We start from the raw sequence: 22,481 nt of genomic DNA on the forward strand, positions 1-22,481 counted from the left end.
GATGACGCTATCCCCCCTCAATCGCCGCCGCTTCGAGCGTTTCAAGGCCAATAAACGTGGCTGGTGGTCGCTGTGGCTGTTCCTGATCCTGTTTGGCCTGAGCCTGGGCGCCGAGTTGATCGCCAATGACAAGCCGTTGGCAGTGCATTACGACGGCGACTGGTACTTCCCGGCGCTCAAGCGCTACCCGGAAACCACCTTCGGCGGCGAATTCCCCCTGGAAGCCAACTACAAAAGCCCGTACATCCGCGAACTGCTCAAGGCCAAGGATGCCTGGACGCTCTGGGCACCGATCCCCTACAGCTACCAGAGCATCAACTACGACCTGAAAGTCCCGGCGCCGGCGCCGCCCTCGGCGGATAACCTGCTGGGCACCGACGACCAGGGCCGCGACGTGCTGGCGCGGGTGATCTATGGCTTTCGAGTGTCGGTGCTGTTTGCCCTGACCCTCACGGTGTTGAGCTCGATCATCGGTGTGGCGGCCGGGGCCCTGCAGGGTTTTTATGGCGGCTGGGTCGACCTGGCCGGCCAGCGGTTCCTGGAAATCTGGTCGGGGTTGCCGGTGCTGTACCTGCTGATCATCCTCGCCAGCTTTGTGCAGCCGAACTTCTGGTGGCTGCTGGGGATTATGTTGCTGTTTTCCTGGATGAGCCTGGTGGACGTGGTGCGCGCCGAGTTCCTGCGCGGCCGTAACCTGGAATACGTGCGCGCGGCCCGCGCCCTGGGCATGCAGAACGGCGCGATCATGTTCCGCCATATCCTGCCCAATGCCATGGTCTCGACCATGACCTTTATGCCCTTCATCCTCACCGGCGCGATTGGCACCCTCACCGCCCTGGACTTCCTGGGCTTCGGCCTGCCCGCCGGGTCGCCGTCCCTGGGCGAGTTGGTGGCCCAGGGCAAATCCAACCTGCAGGCGCCATGGCTGGGCATCAGTGCCTTTGCGGTGCTGGCGATCATGTTGAGTTTGCTGGTGTTTATCGGCGAGTCCGCTCGCGATGCCTTCGACCCGAGGAAATGAGATGAATCAGGACAATCTGATCGAAGTCCGCGACCTCAGTGTCGAGTTCGTCACCGGCGAGCAGCATCAGCGCGTGGTGGAAAATATCAGCTTCGATATCCGCCGCGGTGAAACCCTGGCCCTGGTCGGCGAAAGCGGCTCCGGCAAGTCGGTGACCGCCCACTCGATCCTGCGCCTGCTGCCCTACCCCCTGGCGCGGCATCCGTCCGGCACGATCGAGTATGCCGGGCAGGATCTGCTGACCCTGAAAGAAAAGCCCCTGCGCCAGATTCGCGGCAACCGCATTGCGATGATCTTCCAGGAGCCGATGACCTCGCTGAACCCGCTGCACTCCATCGAAAAGCAGATCAACGAAGTGCTGGGCCTGCACAAGGGCCTGACCGGCAAGGCCGCGACCCTGCGCACCCTGGAACTGCTGGACCTGGTGGGCATCCCCGAACCGCACAAGCGCCTCAAGGCCCTGCCCCATGAGTTGTCTGGCGGCCAGCGTCAACGGGTGATGATCGCCATGGCCCTGGCCAACGAGCCGGAACTGCTGATCGCCGACGAGCCGACCACGGCCCTGGACGTGACCGTGCAGTTGAAGATCCTCGAACTGCTCAAGGAGTTGCAGGCGCGCCTGGGCATGGCGCTGTTGCTGATCAGCCATGACTTGAACCTGGTGCGGCGCATTGCCCACCGCGTGTGTGTGATGCAGCGCGGTTGCATTGTCGAGCAGGCGTCCTGCGAAGAACTGTTTCGCTCCCCGCAGCATCCGTACACCCAGGAACTACTGGCCGCCGAGCCCAGTGGCGGTCCGGCGAGCAACGCGGTTGGCCCGCCGCTGCTGGAAGTCGACGACCTGAAAGTCTGGTTCCCGATCAAAAAAGGCTTCCTGCGCAATACCGTCGATTACGTCAAGGCGGTGGACGGTATCCACTTCAGCCTGCCCCAGGGCCAGACCCTGGGCATTGTCGGCGAAAGCGGCTCGGGCAAATCCACCCTGGGCCTGGCGATCCTGCGGTTGATCGGCAGCAAGGGCGGGATCCGTTTTGAGGGCCAGCAACTGGACCAACTGACCCAGCAACAGGTGCGGCCATTGCGCCGGGAAATGCAGGTGGTGTTCCAGGACCCGTTTGGCAGCCTGAGCCCGCGTATGTGCGTCAGCGAGATCGTTGGCGAAGGTTTGCGCATCCACAAGATCGGCACCGCGGCCGAGCAGGAAGCAGCGATTATCGCCGCGCTCAAGGAGGTGGGGCTCGACCCGCAGACCCGCCACCGCTACCCCCACGAATTCTCCGGAGGTCAACGCCAGCGCATTGCCATTGCCCGCGCCCTGGTGCTCAAGCCACGCCTGATCCTGCTGGATGAGCCCACCTCGGCCCTGGACCGCACGGTGCAGCGCCAGGTGGTGGAACTGCTGCGTAACCTGCAGGCCAAGTACAACCTGACTTACCTGTTTATCAGCCATGACCTGGCGGTGGTCAAAGCCCTGAGCCATCAGTTGATGGTGGTCAAACAGGGGCAAGTGGTGGAACAGGGGGATGCCAAGACCATCTTCGCCGATCCCCAGCATGCCTATACCCGGCAGCTGCTGGAGGCCGCGTTTCTGGTGCCAACCTCACGTAGCTGATCTTGAGTTTAGGCCGGAGACGCCTTGTGGGAGCTGGCTTGCCAGCTCCCCCATTTGATTTGTGCAGCTCTGCAGGCAAAGCCTTTCGCAAAAGCAAACCAATATCATTTGCGCTGCCCGCAGGCCTTTGCTTTAATCGCGACCAATTCCTATTCACGTCGTGGCGCCAGCGCCGGTTGGATATTGTGTCGACTTCCCCCGCTTCATTCAGTCAGCTCTACGGCAGCCACCACTCCTGGCTGCTCGGCCTGTTGCGCCGGCGCCTGAGCAACCGCTGGGATGCCGCCGACCTGGCGCAAGACACCTTTATCCGCGTGCTCAAGCGCCCGCCTGACCAGGCTGACGCCGTGCGCGAGCGCTCGTACCTGGCCACCATCGCCCGGGGCCTGTGCATCGACCATTGGCGCCGCCGCCAACTGGAGCAGGCCTGGCTGCAAAGCCTCGCCGACCGCCCACAGGCGGTGCAGCCATCGCCGGAGCAGCGGGCGATCATTGTCGAAACCCTGTACGAGGTCGATGCCATGCTCGCGCGCCTGCCGCGCAAGGTCAGCGATGCGTTCCTGCTGGCGCAACTGCATGGCCTGACCTACAAGCAAATCGCCGTGCAGTTGGGGGTCTGTGAGCGCATGGTGAAAAAATACATGGCCCAGGCGCTGTTGCACTGCGCGGTGCTGGAAGCCGAACTCGACGGGTTGCTGGTGGAATGAACCCCAGCGGAAAACTCAGCCACGCCAGCCTGCAGCAGGCAGCCCAGTGGTATGTGCGCCTACAGGACCCGCAAGGCGGCAGCCAGGCACAACAGCATTGGCAGACATGGCTGGGGCAGAACCCCGAGCATCAGGCTGCCTGGCGCTATGTCGAGCGCGTCAGCCAACGCTTCGCGCCCCTGACCGACGAGCCCATCGGCGCCGGCCGCGCCCTGCGCAGCACGCGGCGGCAAACCCTCAAGACATTATTGGTGCTGTGCGCCGGTTCGACCTTGGCCTGGGGCACCTGGCGCGGCACTGCCCTGCCCCGGGTGATCGGCGGCTGGAGCGCCGACTACGCCACGGCCAGCGGCGAGATCCGCGATGCGTTGCTCGCCGATGGCACACACATCTGGCTCAACGCCCTGAGCGCCATGGATGTACGCTTCGATGCGCAGCAGCGCCTGCTGCACCTGCGTTTTGGCGAAGTGTTGATCGACACTGCCAAGGACCTCCAGCGCCCGTTCCTGGTCGACACTGCGCACGGCCACCTGCGTGCCCTGGGTACGCGCTTCAGTGTGCTGCACGGCGAAGACAACACCACCCTGAATGTCTTCGACGGCCGGGTAGAAGTGCGCACCGCCGACGGCCAGCAGGTACGCATTATCGAGTCCGGGCAACAGGCGGTGTTCGGTCGGCACACGATCCGCAGCACAGTGCCCGCATCCGCCACCCGCGAGGCCTGGAGCCGCGGCGTGCTATTGGCCGACAACCTGCCCCTGGGCCAATTGATCGGTGAACTGAACCGCTACCGGCCCGGCCACCTCGGTTGTGATCCGGCCGTGGCCCATCTGCCAGTGATGGGCTCGTTCCCGCTCAAGGACAGCGAGCATGCGTTGCGGCTGCTGGAGGCGGCATTGCCGATCCAGGTGGACAGAGTGCTGCCGTGGTGGGTCAGCGTGGGGCCCAAAACACACGCTACCTAACGCCAACCAACCGGGCTGTTGTGGCGAGCAGTTTTTTTGGCTCCACCTGTTCCCCTTTTCGACGTTCGTTCGGTTAACCCAGCAGACGCTTTCATATTCGCCGAATCCGTAGGGAACCTTCCATGTCGCAACCCGCTGCTTTCACGCTGCGCCCCCTGGCGCTGGCCATCACCGCGACCCTGCTCTGCCTGGGCCCGCTCAATGTGCAGGCGGTGGAAACGCCGTCGACCCAGGAAACCACGCGCAGCTACAACATTGGCGCCGGGTCGCTGGTCAGCGTGCTGAATCGCTTTGCCGAGCAGTCCGGGGTGTTTATCGCCGGCCACAACAGCCTGGCAGCCGGGAAGACCAGCCCTGGACTCAGTGGCAGCTACACCCCCGCAGCCGGCTTGCAGCGTTTGTTGCAAGGCAGCGGTTTGCAGGCCCAGCCCCAGGGCGACAATGGCTATGTGCTGGAGCTGGTGCCGCTCAATACCGGCGAGCTGGAGCTGGGTGCCACCACCATTTCCGGCGTGGCCCTGGGCGCCACCACCGAAGACAGTCATTCCTACACCACCGGCTCGATGGCCTCGGCCACCGGCCTGCCGCTGTCGATCCGCGAGACGCCGCAGTCGGTCACCGTGATCACCCGCCAGCAGATGGATGACCAGGGTTCCAACAACATCGCCGACACCCTGCGCCGCGCCCCTGGCGTCAGCGTGCAGAACTACGACAGCGAGCGCTGGGAGTTCTCCAGCCGTGGCCTGCCGATCACCAACTTCCAGTACGACGGCGTCAACTCCACCTATGACGGCGTGTATGACTACGGCACCACCAGCACCGACATGGCGGTGTACGACCATCTGGAAATCATCAAGGGCTCATCGGGCCTGATGAGCGGTTCGGGCGACCCGTCGGCCACGGTCAACCTGATCCGTAAAAAGCCCACCAAGGACTTCAAGGCCTCGGTTACCGGCACCGTGGGCTCCTGGGACAACTACCGCACCGAAGGCGATATCTCCGGGCCGCTGACCGAGTCGGGCAATGTGCGCGGGCGTTTTGTCGGGGTTTATCAGGATCGCTCGTCGTACCTGGACCACTACCAGCACACCAAGGACATTGCCTACGGCATCCTCGAAGCCGATCTGACTCCCGACACCCTGCTGACCTTCGGTATCGACCAGCAGGACACCCGCTCCCGTGGCGCCAGCTGGACCGGTTTCCCGATGTATTTCAGCAATGGCAATCGCACGAATTTCTCGCGCTCGTTCAACCCGGCCGCCGACTGGAGCCGCCGCGACTTCCAGAACCAGACGATCTTCGCCTCGGTCCAGCAAAAGCTGGCCAACGACTGGTCGCTCAAAGTCAGCCTGGACCGCAAGCGCAGCCAGCACGACACCTTGCTCGCCTCCGCCAGTGGCGGCAACCCGGACCAGGTCACTGGTGAGGGCATGTACATGTTCATGGGCAAGTACAAGGGCGACCAGGTGCAGAACACCCTCGACGTCAACCTCAGCGGCCCGTTCAGCCTGTTGGGTCGCGAGCACGAGTTGATCATGGGCTTTATGGCAACCCGCTCGAAACAGGACGTGCCGGTCTACGGTTCGATCTACCCGCCGGTGGGCGGCAGCATTTATGACTGGCGTGGTGAGTACGCCAAGCCGGATATCCCGCGCAGCGGCCAGAACGATATTGTGCAACGCCAAACCGGCGCCTACCTGGCGACCCGCCTCAAGCCTACCGATGACCTGTCGGTGATCCTGGGTACCCGCGTCAGCAATTTCAGCAACACCGACACCACCGACTTCTACGCTGCGACGAGTACCGACGCCCGCACCAGCTACAAACAAACCGGGGTGGTGACGCCCTACGCCGGGGTGGTCTATGACCTCAACGACATCTGGTCGGTGTACAGCAGCTACACCAAGATCTACCGCCCGCAAAACAGCAAGGATGCCGACCGCAAATTGCTCGACGCGATTGAGGGCGACACTTACGAAGCCGGGCTCAAGGCAGCCTTTTTCGACGGCCGCCTGAACGCCAGCTTCGCCGCGTTCCGCATCGAACAGGACAATGTCGCGCAATACGTCTCGGGCTTTGAAAGCGACTCGATCTATCGCCCGATTGCCGGCGCCACCACCAAGGGCTTTGAGGTGGAACTGGCCGGCGAAGTGCTGGACGGCTGGAATGTCTCGGCCGGCTACACCTACCAGCACACCCGCGATGCCAACGACGATTACGTCTACAGCTCGGTGCTGCAAACCACCACGCCGCAACAAGTGGTGCGCCTGTTCAACACCTATCGCCTACCGGGCGCGCTGGACAAGGTGACCCTCGGCGCCGGGGTCAACTGGCAGAGCGAATTCTTCGGCAATGTGTTCCAGCCCAACCCGAATGACACGGTCAACTTTGGCCAATACGCGCGCATCACCCAGGACAGCTACTACCTGGTGGACCTGATGGCACGCTATCGCTTCAACGAGCACTTGAGCGCGACGTTGAACGTGAAAAATGCCCTGGATAAAAAGTACTACACCGGCCTGGGCAACTTCGGCACCGGGTTCTACGGCGAGCCGCGCAGCCTGCAACTGGCGACGCGCTGGGACTTCTAAGCCTGGGGGCGCCCCCTGAGAAATGTGGGGGCTTGCCGGCTTCTACATAAGGTCGGCGGCGTATTTATGTGCAATCATCGTGGTCCTACAAGGTCCCCCGGAGATTGCACCATGGCGCTGCCCGACCTCGCCGCCCCACGCTTCTGGCGTGATGCCAGCCTGCCGTTTATCGAGGCGCGTACCATCGAGGATGGGCGCAAGGTCTGCTACACCCGGCATGCCCACGACCACTTCTCGATTGGCGCGATCACCGCCGGGCAAAGCCTTTATCTCCATGGCCCGGACACCTTCCACATCCGCGCCGGCACTGTGGTGCTGATGAACCCGGGCGATGTGCATGCCTGCAACCCCATCGACGACCAACCCTGGTCGTATCACATGCTCTACATCGACACGCCCTGGCTGACCGATCTGCAACACCAGTTGGGGTTTGCCAGTGACTTGGGCTTTCGCCGCTTCGACGCGACCCATACCGACGACCCGCTGCTGTTTGCCGGCCTGTTGGAGCTGTACACCGTGCTGGTCGACGAGCACACCGAACACCTGCAGAAACACAGCGCCGTGGTGAGTTTTTTCACTGAGGTGCAACTGCGCCTGAACCCGGCTGCCGAGCCTGTACGCGAGGTCAATCACAAGCTGGAACACGCCGCCGAGTACATCCGCGCGCATTGCACCGAGGCGCTGAAGCTGGAAGCAATCTGCCAGGCGGCGCAGCTGTCGCCGTCGTACCTGATTCGCGCGTTCAAGCAGGCTTACGGCATGACGCCCCATGCGTTCCTGATCAACCAGCGCGTCCAGTTCGCCCGCAACCAGTTACGTAGCGGCCACCTGATTGCCGATGTGGCACTGGCCGCCGGTTTTGCCGACCAGGCACATCTGCAGCGCACGTTCAAACAACACCTGGCGGCCACGCCGGGGCAGTATCGCGGCTGACTCACGCCAGCAACAGGTACACCACGCTGATCACCAGCAACAGCGCCATGGCCCGATTGAACAGGCGCATGCCCCGGGCATTGCTCAGGTAACGACGAAAAAACGTGCCGACATACGCCCAGCACGCCACCGATAGATAGCAAATCACCAGGTACACCGCCGCCAGTTGCCAGACCCGCGCGGCCTCACCATCGGCCGCAAACAGGCCCATGCCCGCCACACACGCCAGCCAGGCCTTGGGGTTGAGCCATTGCATGACCGCGCCATAGAGCATCGACGGCGCAACAGCCGCGTCTTGCGCATCCAGCCGGCCGTCGTCCATCGCCAGCTTGTAGGCCATGTACAGCAGAAAGGCCACCCCGCCCCACTGGATGCCCTGGGTCAGGATCGGCCAGCGCACGAGCAGTTCGTGCAGGCCCAGGCCAATCAACACCAGCAGCAAGGTGAAGCCCAAGGCCGCGCCGGCCACGTGTTTCTGGCTGGCGGCAAAACCAAAGCGCGCGCCCGAGCCAAGGGCGACCACATTGACCGGGCCGGGGGTGATGGACGTCGCCAAGGCGAAGGCGGCCATGGACATGATCAAACTCATTGCACTTCCTTTTTTGTAATGACAGGTGGACAGGCCTGTACGCTACGTCCCTGTAGCCAGTGCGTATTGAAGAAAATGCCCCTGGAGGCGCTGGCTTCTACGCGAGGGTCAGCGCCGCCTTGAGCAGCCGCAGCTCCAGGTATTGCAGGAGCATGATGGTCTTGCCATCGACAATTTCGCCGCGGCCAACCATGGCGATGGCCTCGTCGAATCCCAACTCCAGCACCTGAATATCTTCGCCTTCGTGCTCCAGCCCGCCGCCCTCGCCCACGCGGTCGGCAGGTTGGTACTCACCGATAAAGAAATGAATGCGCTCGGTCACCGAGCCCGGGCTCATGAAGGCCGAGTAGATTTTCTCCACGTGGCCTACGCGGTAGCCGGTTTCTTCCTCGACTTCCAGGCGAATACGTTCCTCGGGGCTGGCGTTGTCCAGCAGGCCAGCGGCGGTTTCGATCAGGTAGCCGTCATGACCATTGACGAAGGTCGGCATGCGGAACTGGCGAATCAGCAACACTGTGCGCTGCAAGGTGTTGTACAGCAGGATGGTTGCACCGTTGCCACGGTCGTACACCTCGCGGGTCTGGGCTTGCCAGCTGCCGTCCCGGCGACGAAGGTCGAAGCTGTACTTTTTCAGCAGGTACCAGTTGTCCGAGAGCAACTCTTCGGCGGTGATGCGTACGGGGCTGTTGTCCATGGGGGGCCTTTTGGTCGCAGGGTCGCGCAGCATGTCGGTGACGCCCTGCCAGCGTCAAGCTGTCCATAGGCCAGCATTGTTATGCGTTATCCAGCTACAATTGCGCCCTTTGTGCACCGGATCACCGCCCAGGCACGTGTCCGACGGGGTGATCTCGACAGTGCATCCTTCGGGGTCAAGGACATGATGCTGCACATACCGACGCTCCTGATAGTTGCCGTCTTCGTTTTTTGCCTGATGGGCTTGCTCACCGTGCATGCCTGGCATCGCGTACGTGAGCCCACCCTGGGCTATCTTGGCGTGATGCTGTTGCTGGCCTCCCTCGGCACGGCGTTGATGGTCGTGCGCGGGGTGGGCGTGGACTTCGTCGCGCTGGTGATAGGCAATGTGGTGCTCCTGATGAGCGCGGCAATGAACTGGACCGCCATGCGCCTGTTTGTCCAGGGCAAGCCACACCTGCCGGGCATCCTCGCCGGGCCGGCGCTGTGGCTGGTGATGTGCCTGGTCCCGCAGTTCTATGGCTCGATGTCCAGCCGGGTGACCCTGTATTCCCTGATAGCCGCGAGCTACGGCGTGCTGTCGGCCCTGGAGTTGTGGCGCCACCGTCAACACCTGGAAGTGGCCTATCTGCCAGCCGTGGTGCTGATGCTGTTGCATACGACCTTTTACTGCGTGCGCGGCGTGCTCGATCCCGGCATGCCGTACAAGGACCCGAACGCATTGATGAACGACGGCGTACAGCTTTTTTCGTTCATGCTGTTCGAATCCATGCTGTATGCCATCGGCATCGCCTACGTCACCCTGGCGATGGTCAAGGAGCGCGCCGAACTCAACTTCAAGGCGGCCGCCTTCACCGACGTGCTGACCGGTATCGGCAACCGCCGGGCGTTCATGCTCCATGGCGAACAACTGCTGGCCGACAGCATGCAGCGCGGGCAGCCGGTGACATTGCTGTTGTGTGACCTCGACTACTTCAAGCGCCTGAATGACAGTTTTGGCCATCCCATGGGCGACCAGGCGTTGATCGCCTTCAGCCAACTGACCGCGTCGATCTTGCGCAAGCACGATCTGTTTGCGCGTATTGGTGGCGAAGAGTTTGCCTGCCTGCTGGCCAATACCGATGAACGAGGCGCCGTGCAGGTAGCGGAACGCATTCGCCAGCGGTTCGCCGAGCTGGACCTGCTGGCACCGGGGTTCCTCAGTGTGAGCATCGGGGTGGTGACCACCACGCCGGCCTGCCACGATCTGTCGCGCCTGCTGTCCCAGGCCGACCAGGCGCTGTATCGCGCCAAGGATCAAGGGCGCAATCGCGTGCAGACCGCCTGTAACACTTTGCAAGCAATCGCCCCCTGACGATGGTCTGAATATTCCCCTCACTGGCCAGGCATCTGGTAAAAATCCGGCTTCGCTCCTGTCCTGGAACCTCCATGCCCTCACGTTTTCTCTCGCGCCTGCGTTTGCGCTGGTTGCCCCTGCTGTGCATGGCATTGCTGATCATCGGCCTGCCCGTGGGCTGCAATGTGCTTCAACACAAGGAGCGCGAGCTGGTGTTTCGCATCGAGCCCGGCACCGCCAGTTGGTACCGCGGCCTGCCGCAAGGCTTACAGGAGTTCGAACTCAAGCCGGCCAGCTTCAAGTCCGGGCAGAGCCTGCATGGCTGGTGGTGGCCGGCGGCGAAAAAAGACGCGCCGGCGATCCTGTACCTGCACGGCGTGCGCTGGAACCTCACTGGCCAGCTGTTTCGCATCGAGCAACTGCACGCCCAGGGCTACTCGGTGCTGGCCATCGACTATCGCGGGTTTGGCCAGAGCCAGGGCGACTTGCCGTCAGAGACCAGCGTCTATGAAGATGCGCGGATTGCCTGGGAGCGCTTCCAGGTGCTGCAACCTGATCCAGGCAAGCGCCTGATCTACGGCCATTCCCTGGGCGGCGCCGTCGCCATCGACCTGGCGGCCGAGTTGGGCCAGCAGGCCGCCGATAAACAGCTGCCGCCTCCGGTGCGCGGGCTGGTGATCGAGTCCACCTTTACCTCCCTGGCCGACGTGGCGGCGGCCGTGGCCAATACCTCGCTGCCGGTGCGCTGGTTGCTGTCGCAGAAGTTTGATTCCATCGACAAGATCGCCGAGATCCATATGCCCTTGCTGGTGGTGCATGGCCTTGACGACCGCTATGTGCCGCCGCGCTTCAGCCAGCAACTGTTTGATGCGGCCCTGGAGCCCAAGCACCTGCTGTTGGTGCCGGGGGCCAGTCATAACAACAGCCTGAGCCTGGGTGGTCGCAACTATCGCCAGGCGCTCCAGGGTTTGCTGTAGAACAGCGGATCCGGCACCGATTTCAGCGACGCGTGTCAAGCGCAAGCCGCACGCCAAAAGGCTTGCGAACGATCCTGATCAAATATTAACCGCGGGTTGAATCGCCAGCGCTGCCGGGCCCGCGCAAGGTTATCCACAGAGATACCCACGGTTTTCGTGGACAACTCTTTTGGCATTTAAACGATTTTTTTACGCGGGAGGTTCACCGATTGGCGCCGGCGTTTTCCTTGGCAATCGCCTTGGGCCCGGTGATCGCCCACAGAATCATGCCCAGCAGGGGCACGAATACAATCACCACGACCCACAGCATCTTGGTTTCGGCTCGACTGGCACTGCGCAATACGCAGTTGATCGCCCACAACTCAGCCAGCACCAACAGCGTTGCCAAAATAATCCAGATGTATTCGATTTGCATGGTTCACCTCCTGAGGTCATATACCTTAGGGCCAGGGGTGAACGTGAGGGTTCAGAAAAAATGCCAACGACTGCTCAGGCACCTGGCAAGTCCCCTCACCACCGGTCAGCCAGCTTCCGGCACTTTGTCCGTAGCAATCGGCAACTCAATCCCCCAATCACCATGCAGGTACCAATCGTCGCCGATCATCTCGGCCGGATGCATGGTGCGGTCAGCCCCGTTGCCGCAGGCCAGGGAGGTGGTTGCGCAGTAACGGTCACAGCCCCAGCAGATACGTTCGGGGTGTTTGGGGTTGAGCGGGAATGGCTTGGCCATGAGCAGGCTCCACAGCGGTGGGCAGTGATTGGATCCTACGGCTGGCGCCGCCCCACGGCCTTGACCAACGTCAAGAATGGTTATGTGTATATCCCTGGAAACTTGACAGGAATCATTATTATTTACAGCAAAGCTTTCTAGACTCGACTTCTCATTTGCCCTGTCAGGAAGTACCCATGCGTATCCCCTTCACGCTGTCACTGGCCCTGCTGTTGTCGACTGGCGCAGCCGTCGCCAAGGAATACCCGATCGGCGAGCCACAAATGTGCCCTGGCCTGGAAGTCGGCGCGGTCTATCTGCAACCGATCGAGATGGCACCGCCAGGCATGATGCGCGCCACCGCCGATTCGGATGTGCATCTGGAAGCCGATATCCGCGCCACCGCCGACAACCAGCAGGGCTTCCAGGAGGGCAGTTTCGTGCCCTACCTCAACGTGTCGTTCCGCCTGCAGAAACAAGGCGGCGCAAGCCCGATCATCGGTGAGTTCCACGCCATGGTGGCCAACGACGGGCCGCACTACGGCGACAACGTCAAGCTGCTGGGCCCGGGCAAATATCAGCTGACCTTCACCGTGATGCCGCCCAGCGGCCATGGCTCACTGGGCCGACACACCGATAAGGAAACCGGGGTCACGCCGTGGTTCGAGCGATGTGAAGTGCACTACGAATTCGTCTACGCGGGGATCGGCAAAAAAGGCGGCTACTGAATGCGCCGCCCCCTCGCCCTCTGCGCCCTGCTGGCCTGTGGCTCGGCCCTGGCCGCGCCCTTGCCCACCTATGAATTGACCCTGCAAGACGGCCACTTCACTCCGGCGCAACTCAAGGTGGCGGCCGGCCAGCGCTTCAAGATCGTGCTGAAAAACATCGGCCAGGGCCCGGCCGAGTTCGAGAGCACACCACTGCGCGTGGAAAAGGTGCTGTCACCGGGGGTCACCACCTTCGTGGTGATCCACCCGCTCAAACCGGGCGCCTATCCGTTTTTCGACGAATTCAACTCACAGCTGCCCGAAGGCAGCATCCTCGCCGAATAACGGCCCAGGAGCATTTGATGAATCAATCGATGTTTATCGTCTGGCGCGAAAGCGTCGAGGCGTTGCTGGTGATCGGCATCCTTCAGGCCTGGATCAGCCAGCAGCCCGAGGACTCGCGCCTGGGGCGCTTCCTGTGGGCTGGCGTGGTGCTGGGCCTGCTGTGTTCTGGCGGGCTGGCCGGCCTGATGCTGTGGGCCGGCGAAGCCATGAGCGGGCCTGGCGGCGAATGGTTCCAGGCCGGCATGACCCTGTTGGCAAGCCTACTGATGGTGCAGATGGTGTTCTGGATGCACCGCCACGGGCCGGGCCTGCGCCATACCCTGCTGCGCGAAGCCGACCAGCGCGCGGCACGCCAGGGTGGCCTGGGGTTGCTGTTGCTGGCGCTGCTGGCGGTCAGCCGTGAAGGCAGCGAGACCGTGGTGTTTCTGTACGGCGCCGGCGCCCATCTGGACGGCCCGGCATTGGCTCTGTTCGCCATTGGCGGCGGGCTGGGCCTGGTGTTGGCCGGGCTCACAGTGATGCTGCTGCGCAGTACACGCCGGTTGATTTCCTGGTCGAGTTTTTTCGCCCTCAGCGAGGCTCTGTTACTGCTGTTGGCGGCCTCCTTGCTGGTGGCCGCCGTGGAACGTATCGGCGGGCAACTGCTGGCGATGGACATGCCCAACTGGGTCTACACCCTGGTCGGCGAAGCCTGGTGGGACAGCAGCGTGCTGCTCAGTGACAGCCACGGCCTGGGCGCCGTGCTCGCAGGGTTTGCCGGCTACCGCGCGACGCCCAGCACTATCACCCTGCTGGTGCTGGCGGGGTATTGGTTGCTGGTCGGCCGCGGGCTGTACCGGGCCCGGCGAGCGCCGTTGTGAACACCCCCTGGCTGCAACGCCTGGGGGATGGCATGCGCCGCCATGCGCGGGTGATTCGTGGCGTGCAATGGGCCGTGGTGCTGCTCTACGCCGGGCTGCTGGTAGTGCCGGCGTGGCTGCCGCTGCCCGACAGCCAGGCACGCCTGCTGGATAACCTGACGCTGCTGGCACAGTTCCTGTTCTGGGGCCTGTGGTGGCCGTTCGTGGTGCTGTCCATCGTGTTGTTCGGCCGCGTGTGGTGCGGCGTGCTCTGCCCCGAAGGCTCCTTGAGCGAATGGGCCAGCCACCATGGACGTGGCCTGGGCATTCCGAACTGGATCCGCTGGGGCGGCTGGCCCACGGTAGGCTTCTGCCTGACCACCCTCTACGGCCAGTTGATCAGTGTCTACGACTACGCCCAGGCGGCCCTGCTGATTCTCGGCGGTTCGACCGTGGCCGCCGTGCTGGTGGGGTTGTTGTTCGTGCGCGGCAAACGGGTGTGGTGCCGCTACCTGTGCCCGGTCAGCGGTGTGTTCGCCCTGCTCGCGCGCCTGGCGCCGGTGCATTTCCAGGTCGACGAACAACGCTGGAAAGCCAACGACGGCCCGCGCCTACCCTTGCCCAACTGCGCGCCGCTGCTGGACATCCGCCGCCTGCAAGGCGCCAGCGATTGCCACGCCTGCGGGCGCTGCAGCGGGCAACGGGGCGCGGTGCAGTTGATTGCCCGCTCATGCAATAGCGAAATCCTCCAGGCCCCACGCAAACCCGCGTTGGCCTGGGATACGCGCTTGTTGCTGTTCGGGGTGATCGGCCTGGCGATGGGCGCCTTCCAGTGGACCGTCAGCCCATGGTTTATCACGCTCAAGCAGTCCCTGGCGCAGTGGCTGGTGGAGCGCGACTGGCTGTGGCCATTGCAGGACAGCGCGCCCTGGTGGCTGTTGGCCCATTACCCCCAGGCCAACGACAGTTTCAGTTGGCTGGACGGCTTTTGCATCGTCGCGTACCTGGGCGCCAGCAGCCTGCTGATCGGCGGCGCCTTGATGGGGCTGGTGCGCCTGGCCGCAAGAATCAGCGGTGATCGTGCACGGTATTGGGCCCTGGCGTTGACCTTGACGCCCCTGGGCGGTGCGGGGCTGTTCCTCGGGCTGTCGGCCACCACGGTGAAGTTGTTGCGCTACGAAGGGTTGCTGCTCGAATGGGTCCAACCGGCGCGCGGCGCATTGCTGGTCGGGGCTGTTGGTTGGTGTGTGTGGCTGGCGTGGACACAGCTGGCCGATCTACCCCTGGCGCGACGCTACGCTGCCTCGGCTTGCCTGCTACTGGGTAATGGGCTGGTGGCGTATGGCTGGTGGCTACAGTTCTGGGGCTGGAACCTGTAAGACGCCGTTCGGTCAAGCGAACGCAATACTCAAAGCGGCGCAGATCAATTGGGGGAGCGGGCTTGCTCGCGAAAGCCGTGGGTCAGTCAACATTAATGTTTACTAGGCCGACGTCTTCGCGGGCAAGCCCGCTCCCACAGGGGATCTGCGCTTAACTGAACGGCATTCGGGCAAGCCCGCACACAGGCCCAGCGCTAAACGCGGAACCTGGCGACTGTCAGGTGCAACTCGCTGGCCATCTGCGCCAGCTCATGCCCCGCCGTATCGGTATGCCGGGCCCCCAGCAACACCTGCTCGGACAGGTTGCGAATGCCCACCAGGTTGCGATCCACTTCCCGCGCCACCAATGCCTGTTCTTCGGTGGCGCTGGCGATCATCAGGTTGCGTTCGTTGATCTGCGAGATCGACTGGGTAATCGCTTCCAGCGCCTCGCCAGAGCGTTGTGCCACGCTCAAGGTGGCTCGCACCAGGTCGCTGCTGCCCTGCATCGCGGTCACGGCCTGTTCGGTGTCCAAGCGGATATTGCCGATCATCTGCTCGATCTCCTGGGTCGAGGCCTGGGTGCGATGGGCCAGGGCCCGCACTTCATCAGCCACCACCGCAAAACCACGCCCGGCATCCCCGGCCCGTGCCGCTTCGATGGCCGCGTTGAGCGCCAGCAGGTTGGTCTGGTCGGCAATACTGCGGATCACCTCCAGCACGCCGCTGATGTCCTGCACCCGCCCGGCCAGTTGCTGGATGCGCACCGACGTGCCGCTCACACCGTCTGCCAGGGTGCTGATCGAGGCGACCGTTTCCTGCACCTGATCACGCCCAAGCTGGGCGGTCTGCGCCGACAGACGCGAGGCTTCGCTGGTGCTGACGGCATTGCGCGCCACCTCATCCACCGCCGCCGTCATCTCATTGACCGCGGTGGCCGCCTGTTCAATCTCCATACCTTGCGACTGCAGGCTGCTGCTGGTCTGGCTACTGACCGCGCTCAACTCCTCGGACGAACTGGCCACGCGGTCCACCGACGCGGCGATCTGGCGCACCATTTCGTTAAGGTTGTGCTGCATGTGCTGCAGGTTCTTCATCACGCTGCCGTCAGCGCTGCCTGCCGTTGGCACTACCGTGGTCAGGTCGCCCTGGGCAATCTGGCTCAACACCCGCGCCGCCTCGTCGGGCTCGCCGCCCAGGGGCCGGGTCACGCTGCGGGTGACAATCACCGCTGCCGCCACCACCAGGGCCACGCACAGCAGAAACAGCCCGAGCATATTGCGCCGCGCGTCGCTGTACAGGGTCTGCGCTGCGTGTTCGCGCTCGGCAAAAATCTGCCCCTGCAGGGCCATCATCGCCTCCAGGCTCTTGAACACCGCCTGCTCGGCGGGTTGTACGTTTTGCTTGAGCTGGGCCACACCCTCGGCATGGGCGCCCTGGCGAATCAGTGCCTGCACCTGGGTAAAGGCGCCCACATAGGCTTCGCGGTGTTTCTTCAGGTCGGCATAGGCCGCCTGGCCGGCGGCCGTATCGAACAATGGCTCTAACTGGGTAAAGGCGTCGGTGATGCGTTGCCGGGTAGTACCAATGGCCTGCTGGGCCGCCTGGTTGTCCTGGTCGATCAGCAAGTCTCGGGTGTTGCGGCCGTTATCGCGCACGCCGGTGGCAATCACCATGATCGGGGCGATTTTCGGCCAGTCCTGCTGCACGATCAGCTCCGACTGTTGTTTGAGGGTGCCCAGGTCGTGCAAGGCGTACAACGCCATGCCGGCCAGGGCCAGGGGGGCGATAGCAAAGCCGATGGCGATGCGGCGGGCGGTGGTCAATCGAGTCATGTCATAAGCTCCCTGATGAATACCTGCCCACAAGGGGCAGCATCTTTGTAGATCCGGTGGGAGTTCAGTCGCCACGCTTGAAAGGGGGTTGTGCGAAAGGTTCAACCCCGTAAAACAAATGCCGGGAACAGTGCCCGCATTTTTTCCCACAGTTCTGGCAGCAAGGCTTGCGCCGAAACGCTCGGCAACTGCTCATCGAGCATGCGCGCGGTGCGCACCAGCTGCACGGCGAAACGCTTGACTCCTCGTTCCTGCAAACGCTGGGCCAGCAGCAGCAGGCGCTGCGGGTCAATCAGGTGCCAGTGCACGGTGGTGCGGCACTCATAGTCCACGCCGCTGTGCAGCAGCAGGTCGAGGCTGCGCCAATTGGCGGCGCCGCTGCCTTTGACCTGGGTGATCAACTGGCAATCCTCGGCCAGGGCCTTGACGTCAAACCCGACCCAGTCGGCATGAACCAGGGCGTGGCCGAACGCGGCAGGCTTGATCCCGGCACTGTGCAGGCCAATGCGAAAGCCCATATGGCGCACTTCGTCCATGGCTGCCGGCAGGCCTTCCTGCAAGGTCGGTTCGCCGCCGCTGAACACCACGGCGTCCAGCAGGTCCTGGCGGCGTTGCAGAAACAGCAAAACCCGGCGCCAATCCACCTCATCGCTGCCGCGAGGGGGGATCAGGTCCGGGTTATGGCAATACCGACAACGCCAGGCGCAGCCCTGGCAAAACAGCACGCAGGCGAGCATGCCGGGGTAGTCGAGGGTGGTCAGGGGCACCAGGCCCCCGACCCGTAGCGCTCGGCTCATTGGCGCCCGGCCGCAGCGGCACTTTCGGTAAAGTGCGCACGCTCGCGATGCTCCGATTGCTTGCCGGGATTGAAGGCCGAAACCGGTCGGTGGTAGCCCATCACACGGGTCCAGACTTCACAGCGTTGGCGTTGGGGCTGAGAGGTTTGCATGGTCAATCTCCTTGGGGTGAAGCCTATTGCCAAACCGGCAACAGGCACTTGTGGTAACCACTGATTAATGGGGCAGGCCCAGGGCTTCGTCGCACTTGGGGCAGAACTCGTGTTCGCCCGCCAGGTAGCCGTGCACCGGGCAGATGGAGAACGTGGGGGTTACTGTCAGGTATGGCAGACGGAAGCGTCCCAGGGCCTTGCGCACCAGTTGCTTGCAGGCCTGGGCCGAGGAAATCTGCTCGGCCATGTACAGGTGCAACACGGTGCCGCCGGTGTATTTGCATTGCAGTTCGTCTTGCAGCTCCAGGGCTTCGAAGGGGTCTTCGGTAAAGCCCACCGGCAGTTGTGAGGAGTTGGTGTAGTACGGCGCATCAAGGCTGCCGGCCTGGAGAATGTCGGGGTAGCGCTTGAGGTCTTCCTTGGCAAACCGGTAGGTAGTGCCTTCGGCCGGTGTGGCTTCCAGGTTGTACAGGTGGCCGGTGTCTTCCTGGAAGCGCAGCAACGTGGCGCGCACATGGTCCAGCACCTGCAGCGCAAACTCGCGGCCACGGGCGGTATGGGTGCCCTCCTCGTCGCCGGTGAAATTACGCAGCATCTCGTGCATGCCGTTCAGGCCAATGGTCGAGAAGTGATTGCGCAAGGTGCCCAGGTAGCGCTTGGTATAGGGATACAAGCCGGCGTCCATATGGTGCTGGATCACTTTGCGCTTGACCTCCAGGCTCTCCATCGCCAGTTCCATCAAGTGGTCCAGGCGTTGCAGCAGGCCACTGGTATCGCCCTTGAACAGGTAGCCCAGGCGCGCGCAGTTGATCGTCACCACCCCCAATGAACCGGTCTGTTCCGCCGAGCCAAACAACCCGCCGCCACGCTTGAGCAACTCGCGCACGTCCAGTTGCAGGCGGCAGCACATCGAGCGCACCTGGTTGGGCTGCATATCGGAGTTGAGGAAGTTCTGGAAGTACGGCAGGCCGTAGCGCGCGGTCATCTCGAACAGGCGGTCAGCGTTTTCGCTGTCCCACGGGAAGTCATGGGTAATGTTGTAAGTCGGGATCGGGAAGGTAAACACCCGGCCCTTGGCGTCGCCCGCCTGCATCACTTCGATATAGGCGCGGTTGATCAGCTCCATTTCCACTTGCAGATCGCCGTAGGCAAACGGCATTTCTTCGCCGCCGATAATCGGGATCTGCTCGCGCAGGTCTTCCGGGCAGACCCAGTCGAATGTGAGGTTGGTAAACGGTGTCTGGGTGCCCCAGCGCGACGGCACGTTGAGGTTGTAGATGAATTCCTGCACCGCCTGGCGGATCTCGGGGAACGTCAGTTGGTCCTTGCGCACAAAGGGCGCCAGGTAGGTGTCGAACGAACTGAATGCCTGGGCGCCGGCCCACTCGTTCTGCAGGGTGCCGAGGAAGTTGACCATCTGCCCCAGGGCGCTGCCCAGATGCTTGGGTGGCCCGGCTTCGACACGGCCAGGCACGCCATTGAGGCCTTCGTGCAGCAGCGTGCGCAGGGACCAGCCGGCGCAGTATCCCGCGAGCATGTCCAGGTCGTGGATATGCAAGTCCGCCTCACGGTGGGCCTGGCCGATCTCCTGGCTGTAGACCTCGTCCAGCCAGTAATTGGCCGTGACCTTGCCCGACACATTAAGCACCAGCCCACCCAGGGAATAGCCTTGGTTGGCATTGGCCTGCACGCGCCAGTCCTCGCGGTCGAGGTACTCGTTCATCGAGGTGGCGACCTCCACCAGGGTCTTGCGATCCCGGCGCAGGCGCCCGTGCTGCTCGCGGTAGACGATATAGGCGCGCATCGCCATAAAGTACCCGGCATCCATCAACACCCGCTCGACGCTGTCCTGGATCTGCTCCACATCCAGCCGGGCGATCCCGCGCAACCTGGCGAGCACCGCCCCCAACAACAGATCGACCTCGGCCTCCTGATACTCGCCGGTGGCGTTACCGGCGGCGATCATCGCCTGGCGGATTTTTTCGGCGTCAAAGGCGACCTGGGTGCCATCGCGCTTGTGTAGGCGGGTACTGACCAGCGGGCTTGAGGTGATCTGCATTAGGGGCTCCAAACACTACATATAGATTTAATAGTTCGTATAAACACAAGATGCAGTGATGGTACGCAGTGAATGGCGGGTTGCAATTGACCAGGGTCAAGTTTGCGAAGACGTATCGTCACAGGCCAGTTCACGTTCAATCTGTTCAATGCTGGGCAAGCTGATTTGGAGTTCTGCCGGGAGGGAGTCGACCAACTGGTACTCCGCCACCCCGATGGGGCGAGCGCTGTCACGCAAAGCGTATTCAGCCACTATCTTGTTTTTGCTTTTGCACAGCAGCAGGCCAATGGTGGGGCTGTCTTGTGGGTGCTTGAGTTGGGCGTCCACCGCTGCGAGGTAAAAACCCAACTGCCCCAGATGTTCTGGTTTGAACTTGCCCGCCTTGAGCTCGATCGCGACGTAACAGCGCAGTTTCAGGTGATAAAACAGCAGGTCAAGGAAGAACTCCTCGCCGCCCACATCCAGCAGCACCTGCTTGCCGACAAAGGCAAAGCCTGCCCCCAGCTCCAGTAGAAAGTCGGTCACATGCCTGACCAGTGCGCTTTCGATCTCGCGCTCCTGCGCGTCCAGGGTCAGTCCCAGAAAGTCGAAACGGTAAGGATCTTTCAGCGACTCGCGGGCCAAGTCCGACTGGGGCTTGGGCAGCAGGGTTTCGAAGTTGCTGACAGCATTGCCACTGCGCTCGAGCAAACGGGTCTCGATCTGCATGACCAGAATGTTGCGTGACCAGTTGTGTTCAATGGCTTGGGCGGCGTACCAGCGACGGGTTTCGGGGCCGGGTAGCTTATCGAGCAACGCTAATTGGTGATACCAAGGCAATTGTGCAAGCACCCCTTGCACAAACTCAGCGTCCGGCCAGGCTTCAGCAAATGCGCGCATGTACTTGAGGTTGCGTGGCGAAAAACCTTTCATATCAGGAAAAGCTGAACGCAAATCCCGCGCCAGACGCTCGATGACTTTTGCTCCCCATCCCTGCTGCGCCTGTCGGGTCAATATGTCCTGGCCAATCTGCCAGTACAGCAGCACCAGCTCACGGTTTACCGCCAGAGATGCACGCAGTTGGGCAGAGTGGATGCGGCTTTTCAGTTCTTTCAACCAGTCGCCATATCCCTCAGGTGGTGCGGTGAGTCCGTCAGGGGGTCGATTCATACCTAACTCCTTTTCGATAGTGCTCGTTGTAGAAACCGGCAATGGTAACGACCGAAAAAAGCCACGCGGGCCAGCGGAATGCCCTTGATACAAAACAATGGGAACTACCGTTGGCCAGCCTCACCCCCCACTCATATTCATAAACCGCACCACCTGCACCTCGCCCTGCCCGGTGAAATCATGGCGCAATGGCTTGCCCCGCAACGCCTTGTGCAGCGCTTCCACCAACGGCCGGTCATCCAGCGGATAACGGCGTACCAACGCCCGAAAATCCACCGCATTGTCCTGCCCCAGGCACAACAGCAACTGCCCTTCCACCGTCATCCGCACCCGGTTGCAGCTGGCGCAGAAGTTATGGGAGTTGGGCGAGATAAAGCCGATGCGCGTGCGCGGATGGCGGGCCAGGCGCACGTAGCGCGCCGGGCCGCCGCTGTTTTCGGTGCTGTCGAGCAAGCCATGATGCTTGGCGATCAACGCCCTCACCTGTTCGCTGGAGCAAAAGGATTCGCCCCGCGAGCGCCCTACATCGCCCAGCGGCATCTCTTCGATAAAGCTGATATCAATGCCCTGGTCGATGGCGTACTGCACCAGCGCCGGGACTTCATCGAAATTGCGCCCCTTCATTACCACGCAGTTGAGCTTGACCCGCTCGAACCCCGCGTCCCGCGCCGCCTCGATGCCGTCCAGCACCTGGCGCAGGTCGCCGTTGCGGGTAATCGCGCGAAAGCGCTCGGGGTCGAGGCTGTCGAGGCTGATATTCATACGCTTGACCCCAGCCTCTACCAGCGGCCGGGCCAGGCGCCCCAGTTGCGTGCCGTTGCTGGTCATCACCAGCTCACGCAGGCCGGGCAACGCGGCGATATGGCGGCACAGTTCGACAATGCCTGGACGGATCAGCGGTTCGCCCCCCGTCAGGCGGATCTTGCGCACACCCTGGCTGACGAACACCGTCGCCAGCCGTTGCAGCTCCTCCAGGGTCAGGACCTGCTGGCGCGGCAGGAACGTCATGTTTTTCGCCATGCAATACACACAGCGCAAATCACAACGATCGGTCACCGACAACCGCAGGTAGTCAATGGAACGGCCCACACCATCCACCAGGCTCAT

Annotated in this window: 22 protein-coding genes; 12 read left to right on the plus strand and 10 right to left on the minus strand. The window is 62.7% G+C overall.

What is annotated here, in order from left to right:
* Position 1: 1 nt before the first annotated feature.
* The 6 genes from PSFL_RS09680 to PSFL_RS09705 all read left to right on the plus strand — a co-directional run bounded on the left by PSFL_RS09680 (position 2) and on the right by PSFL_RS09705 (position 7,829).
* Positions 2 to 1,021 (plus strand): ABC transporter permease, encoded by a 1,020-nt coding sequence (locus PSFL_RS09680; RefSeq protein WP_057436809.1) that lies wholly within the window; start codon positions 2 to 4, stop codon positions 1,019 to 1,021.
* Position 1,022: 1 nt separating this feature from the next.
* A complete protein-coding gene (locus PSFL_RS09685; RefSeq protein WP_057436811.1) occupies positions 1,023 to 2,633 on the plus strand; it encodes an ABC transporter ATP-binding protein in 1,611 nt (536 codons plus the stop codon).
* Between the two features lie 176 nt (positions 2,634 to 2,809).
* Entirely contained in the window at positions 2,810 to 3,340 is a 531-nt protein-coding gene (locus tag PSFL_RS09690; protein WP_143110313.1) for a sigma-70 family RNA polymerase sigma factor, read from the plus strand.
* Positions 3,337 to 4,305: a FecR domain-containing protein gene (locus PSFL_RS09695; protein WP_057436813.1), complete on the plus strand. Its 969-nt coding sequence runs from the start codon at positions 3,337 to 3,339 to the stop codon at positions 4,303 to 4,305. Before PSFL_RS09690 ends, PSFL_RS09695 begins: the two co-directional genes overlap by 4 nt.
* A gap of 122 nt (positions 4,306 to 4,427) precedes the next feature.
* Positions 4,428 to 6,896 carry a TonB-dependent receptor gene (locus PSFL_RS09700; RefSeq protein WP_057959390.1) on the plus strand — a complete coding sequence of 823 codons (2,469 nt, stop codon included), beginning with the start codon at positions 4,428 to 4,430 and terminating at the stop codon, positions 6,894 to 6,896.
* 111 nt (positions 6,897 to 7,007) lie between these two features.
* Positions 7,008 to 7,829, plus strand: a complete 822-nt coding sequence (locus PSFL_RS09705) for an AraC family transcriptional regulator (RefSeq protein WP_057436815.1) — start codon at positions 7,008 to 7,010, stop codon at positions 7,827 to 7,829.
* A gap of 1 nt (position 7,830) precedes the next feature.
* Here the strand turns inward: PSFL_RS09705 and PSFL_RS09710 are convergent, their stop codons facing one another.
* Both PSFL_RS09710 and PSFL_RS09715 read right to left on the minus strand, forming a co-directional pair.
* Complete coding sequence (locus PSFL_RS09710; protein WP_057445062.1) at positions 7,831 to 8,418, minus strand: LysE family translocator; 588 nt, start codon at positions 8,416 to 8,418, stop codon at positions 7,831 to 7,833.
* Between the two features lie 97 nt (positions 8,419 to 8,515).
* Positions 8,516 to 9,112 carry an NUDIX domain-containing protein gene (locus tag PSFL_RS09715; RefSeq protein WP_057436817.1) on the minus strand — a complete coding sequence of 199 codons (597 nt, stop codon included), beginning with the start codon at positions 9,110 to 9,112 and terminating at the stop codon, positions 8,516 to 8,518.
* A gap of 183 nt (positions 9,113 to 9,295) precedes the next feature.
* On the opposite strand from PSFL_RS09715, the gene PSFL_RS09720 reads away from it, so the two are divergent.
* A complete protein-coding gene (locus PSFL_RS09720) occupies positions 9,296 to 10,465 on the plus strand; it encodes a diguanylate cyclase (RefSeq protein WP_057436819.1) in 1,170 nt (389 codons plus the stop codon).
* Between the two features lie 74 nt (positions 10,466 to 10,539).
* Positions 10,540 to 11,424: an alpha/beta hydrolase gene (locus tag PSFL_RS09725; RefSeq protein ID WP_057436821.1), complete on the plus strand. Its 885-nt coding sequence runs from the start codon at positions 10,540 to 10,542 to the stop codon at positions 11,422 to 11,424.
* Positions 11,425 to 11,626: 202 nt separating this feature from the next.
* Here PSFL_RS09725 and PSFL_RS09730 read toward each other — a convergent pair whose 3' ends face one another.
* Both PSFL_RS09730 and PSFL_RS09735 read right to left on the minus strand, forming a co-directional pair.
* Positions 11,627 to 11,839 (minus strand): PLDc N-terminal domain-containing protein, encoded by a 213-nt coding sequence (locus PSFL_RS09730; protein WP_057959387.1) that lies wholly within the window; start codon positions 11,837 to 11,839, stop codon positions 11,627 to 11,629.
* A 105-nt stretch (positions 11,840 to 11,944) separates the two neighbouring features.
* The gene (locus tag PSFL_RS09735) at positions 11,945 to 12,154 is read right to left on the minus strand and encodes a DUF3079 domain-containing protein (protein ID WP_057436825.1); all 210 of its coding nucleotides are present in this window, start codon (positions 12,152 to 12,154) and stop codon (positions 11,945 to 11,947) included.
* A gap of 176 nt (positions 12,155 to 12,330) precedes the next feature.
* On the opposite strand from PSFL_RS09735, the gene PSFL_RS09740 reads away from it, so the two are divergent.
* From PSFL_RS09740 to PSFL_RS09755, 4 genes are read left to right on the plus strand one after another with little or no spacing between them, the layout of a single operon-like run.
* Positions 12,331 to 12,861 carry an iron transporter gene (locus tag PSFL_RS09740; protein WP_170059230.1) on the plus strand — a complete coding sequence of 177 codons (531 nt, stop codon included), beginning with the start codon at positions 12,331 to 12,333 and terminating at the stop codon, positions 12,859 to 12,861.
* Entirely contained in the window at positions 12,862 to 13,185 is a 324-nt protein-coding gene (locus tag PSFL_RS09745; RefSeq protein WP_057436827.1) for a cupredoxin domain-containing protein, read from the plus strand.
* Positions 13,186 to 13,202: 17 nt separating this feature from the next.
* Complete coding sequence (locus tag PSFL_RS09750; protein WP_057436829.1) at positions 13,203 to 14,045, plus strand: FTR1 family protein; 843 nt, start codon at positions 13,203 to 13,205, stop codon at positions 14,043 to 14,045.
* Between the two features lie 32 nt (positions 14,046 to 14,077).
* A complete protein-coding gene (locus PSFL_RS09755) occupies positions 14,078 to 15,403 on the plus strand; it encodes a 4Fe-4S binding protein (RefSeq protein WP_397470071.1) in 1,326 nt (441 codons plus the stop codon).
* 194 nt (positions 15,404 to 15,597) lie between these two features.
* Here the strand turns inward: PSFL_RS09755 and PSFL_RS09760 are convergent, their stop codons facing one another.
* The 6 genes from PSFL_RS09760 to moaA form a co-directional block, all read right to left on the minus strand.
* Positions 15,598 to 17,217 (minus strand): methyl-accepting chemotaxis protein, encoded by a 1,620-nt coding sequence (locus PSFL_RS09760; RefSeq protein ID WP_120733256.1) that lies wholly within the window; start codon positions 17,215 to 17,217, stop codon positions 15,598 to 15,600.
* Between the two features lie 101 nt (positions 17,218 to 17,318).
* Positions 17,319 to 18,014, minus strand: a complete 696-nt coding sequence (locus PSFL_RS09765; RefSeq protein ID WP_057436833.1) for an anaerobic ribonucleoside-triphosphate reductase activating protein — start codon at positions 18,012 to 18,014, stop codon at positions 17,319 to 17,321.
* Complete coding sequence (gene nrdD, locus PSFL_RS09770; protein WP_038441552.1) at positions 18,011 to 18,166, minus strand: anaerobic ribonucleoside-triphosphate reductase; 156 nt, start codon at positions 18,164 to 18,166, stop codon at positions 18,011 to 18,013. The genes PSFL_RS09765 and nrdD overlap by 4 nt, the downstream gene beginning before the upstream one ends.
* 64 nt (positions 18,167 to 18,230) lie before the next feature.
* Complete coding sequence (locus PSFL_RS09775) at positions 18,231 to 20,225, minus strand: ribonucleoside triphosphate reductase (RefSeq protein ID WP_057436835.1); 1,995 nt, start codon at positions 20,223 to 20,225, stop codon at positions 18,231 to 18,233.
* Between the two features lie 96 nt (positions 20,226 to 20,321).
* Positions 20,322 to 21,374, minus strand: a complete 1,053-nt coding sequence (locus tag PSFL_RS09780) for a YhcG family protein (protein WP_057436837.1) — start codon at positions 21,372 to 21,374, stop codon at positions 20,322 to 20,324.
* Positions 21,375 to 21,494: 120 nt separating this feature from the next.
* Entirely contained in the window at positions 21,495 to 22,481 is a 987-nt protein-coding gene (gene moaA / locus PSFL_RS09785; protein ID WP_057445054.1) for a GTP 3',8-cyclase MoaA, read from the minus strand.

It is taken from the genome of Pseudomonas sp. DD1 (assembly GCF_044510355.1).
Lineage (GTDB): Bacteria > Pseudomonadota > Gammaproteobacteria > Pseudomonadales > Pseudomonadaceae > Aquipseudomonas > Aquipseudomonas shahriarae.

Excerpts from the sequence above, each read along its gene's own strand:
- PSFL_RS09775 (WP_057436835.1), bottom strand. The coding sequence starts at position 20,225 with ATGCAGATCACCTCAAGCCCGCTGGTCAGTACCCGCCTACACAAGCGC.
- PSFL_RS09780 (WP_057436837.1), bottom strand. The coding sequence starts at position 21,374 with ATGAATCGACCCCCTGACGGACTCACCGCACCACCTGAGGGATATGGC.
- PSFL_RS09700 (WP_057959390.1), top strand. The coding sequence starts at position 4,428 with ATGTCGCAACCCGCTGCTTTCACGCTGCGCCCCCTGGCGCTGGCCATC.
- PSFL_RS09720 (WP_057436819.1), top strand. The coding sequence starts at position 9,296 with ATGATGCTGCACATACCGACGCTCCTGATAGTTGCCGTCTTCGTTTTT.
- PSFL_RS09760 (WP_120733256.1), bottom strand. The coding sequence starts at position 17,217 with ATGACTCGATTGACCACCGCCCGCCGCATCGCCATCGGCTTTGCTATC.
- PSFL_RS09740 (WP_170059230.1), top strand. The coding sequence starts at position 12,331 with ATGCGTATCCCCTTCACGCTGTCACTGGCCCTGCTGTTGTCGACTGGC.
- PSFL_RS09730 (WP_057959387.1), bottom strand. The coding sequence starts at position 11,839 with ATGCAAATCGAATACATCTGGATTATTTTGGCAACGCTGTTGGTGCTG.
- PSFL_RS09725 (WP_057436821.1), top strand. The coding sequence starts at position 10,540 with ATGCCCTCACGTTTTCTCTCGCGCCTGCGTTTGCGCTGGTTGCCCCTG.
- PSFL_RS09765 (WP_057436833.1), bottom strand. The coding sequence starts at position 18,014 with ATGAGCCGAGCGCTACGGGTCGGGGGCCTGGTGCCCCTGACCACCCTC.
- PSFL_RS09755 (WP_397470071.1), top strand. The coding sequence starts at position 14,078 with ATGCGCCGCCATGCGCGGGTGATTCGTGGCGTGCAATGGGCCGTGGTG.
- PSFL_RS09715 (WP_057436817.1), bottom strand. The coding sequence starts at position 9,112 with ATGGACAACAGCCCCGTACGCATCACCGCCGAAGAGTTGCTCTCGGAC.
- PSFL_RS09695 (WP_057436813.1), top strand. The coding sequence starts at position 3,337 with ATGAACCCCAGCGGAAAACTCAGCCACGCCAGCCTGCAGCAGGCAGCC.
- PSFL_RS09680 (WP_057436809.1), top strand. The coding sequence starts at position 2 with ATGACGCTATCCCCCCTCAATCGCCGCCGCTTCGAGCGTTTCAAGGCC.
- PSFL_RS09710 (WP_057445062.1), bottom strand. The coding sequence starts at position 8,418 with ATGAGTTTGATCATGTCCATGGCCGCCTTCGCCTTGGCGACGTCCATC.
- nrdD (WP_038441552.1), bottom strand. The coding sequence starts at position 18,166 with ATGCAAACCTCTCAGCCCCAACGCCAACGCTGTGAAGTCTGGACCCGT.
- moaA (WP_057445054.1), bottom strand. The coding sequence starts at position 22,481 with ATGAGCCTGGTGGATGGTGTGGGCCGTTCCATTGACTACCTGCGGTTG.
- PSFL_RS09705 (WP_057436815.1), top strand. The coding sequence starts at position 7,008 with ATGGCGCTGCCCGACCTCGCCGCCCCACGCTTCTGGCGTGATGCCAGC.
- PSFL_RS09745 (WP_057436827.1), top strand. The coding sequence starts at position 12,862 with ATGCGCCGCCCCCTCGCCCTCTGCGCCCTGCTGGCCTGTGGCTCGGCC.
- PSFL_RS09735 (WP_057436825.1), bottom strand. The coding sequence starts at position 12,154 with ATGGCCAAGCCATTCCCGCTCAACCCCAAACACCCCGAACGTATCTGC.
- PSFL_RS09685 (WP_057436811.1), top strand. The coding sequence starts at position 1,023 with ATGAATCAGGACAATCTGATCGAAGTCCGCGACCTCAGTGTCGAGTTC.
- PSFL_RS09750 (WP_057436829.1), top strand. The coding sequence starts at position 13,203 with ATGAATCAATCGATGTTTATCGTCTGGCGCGAAAGCGTCGAGGCGTTG.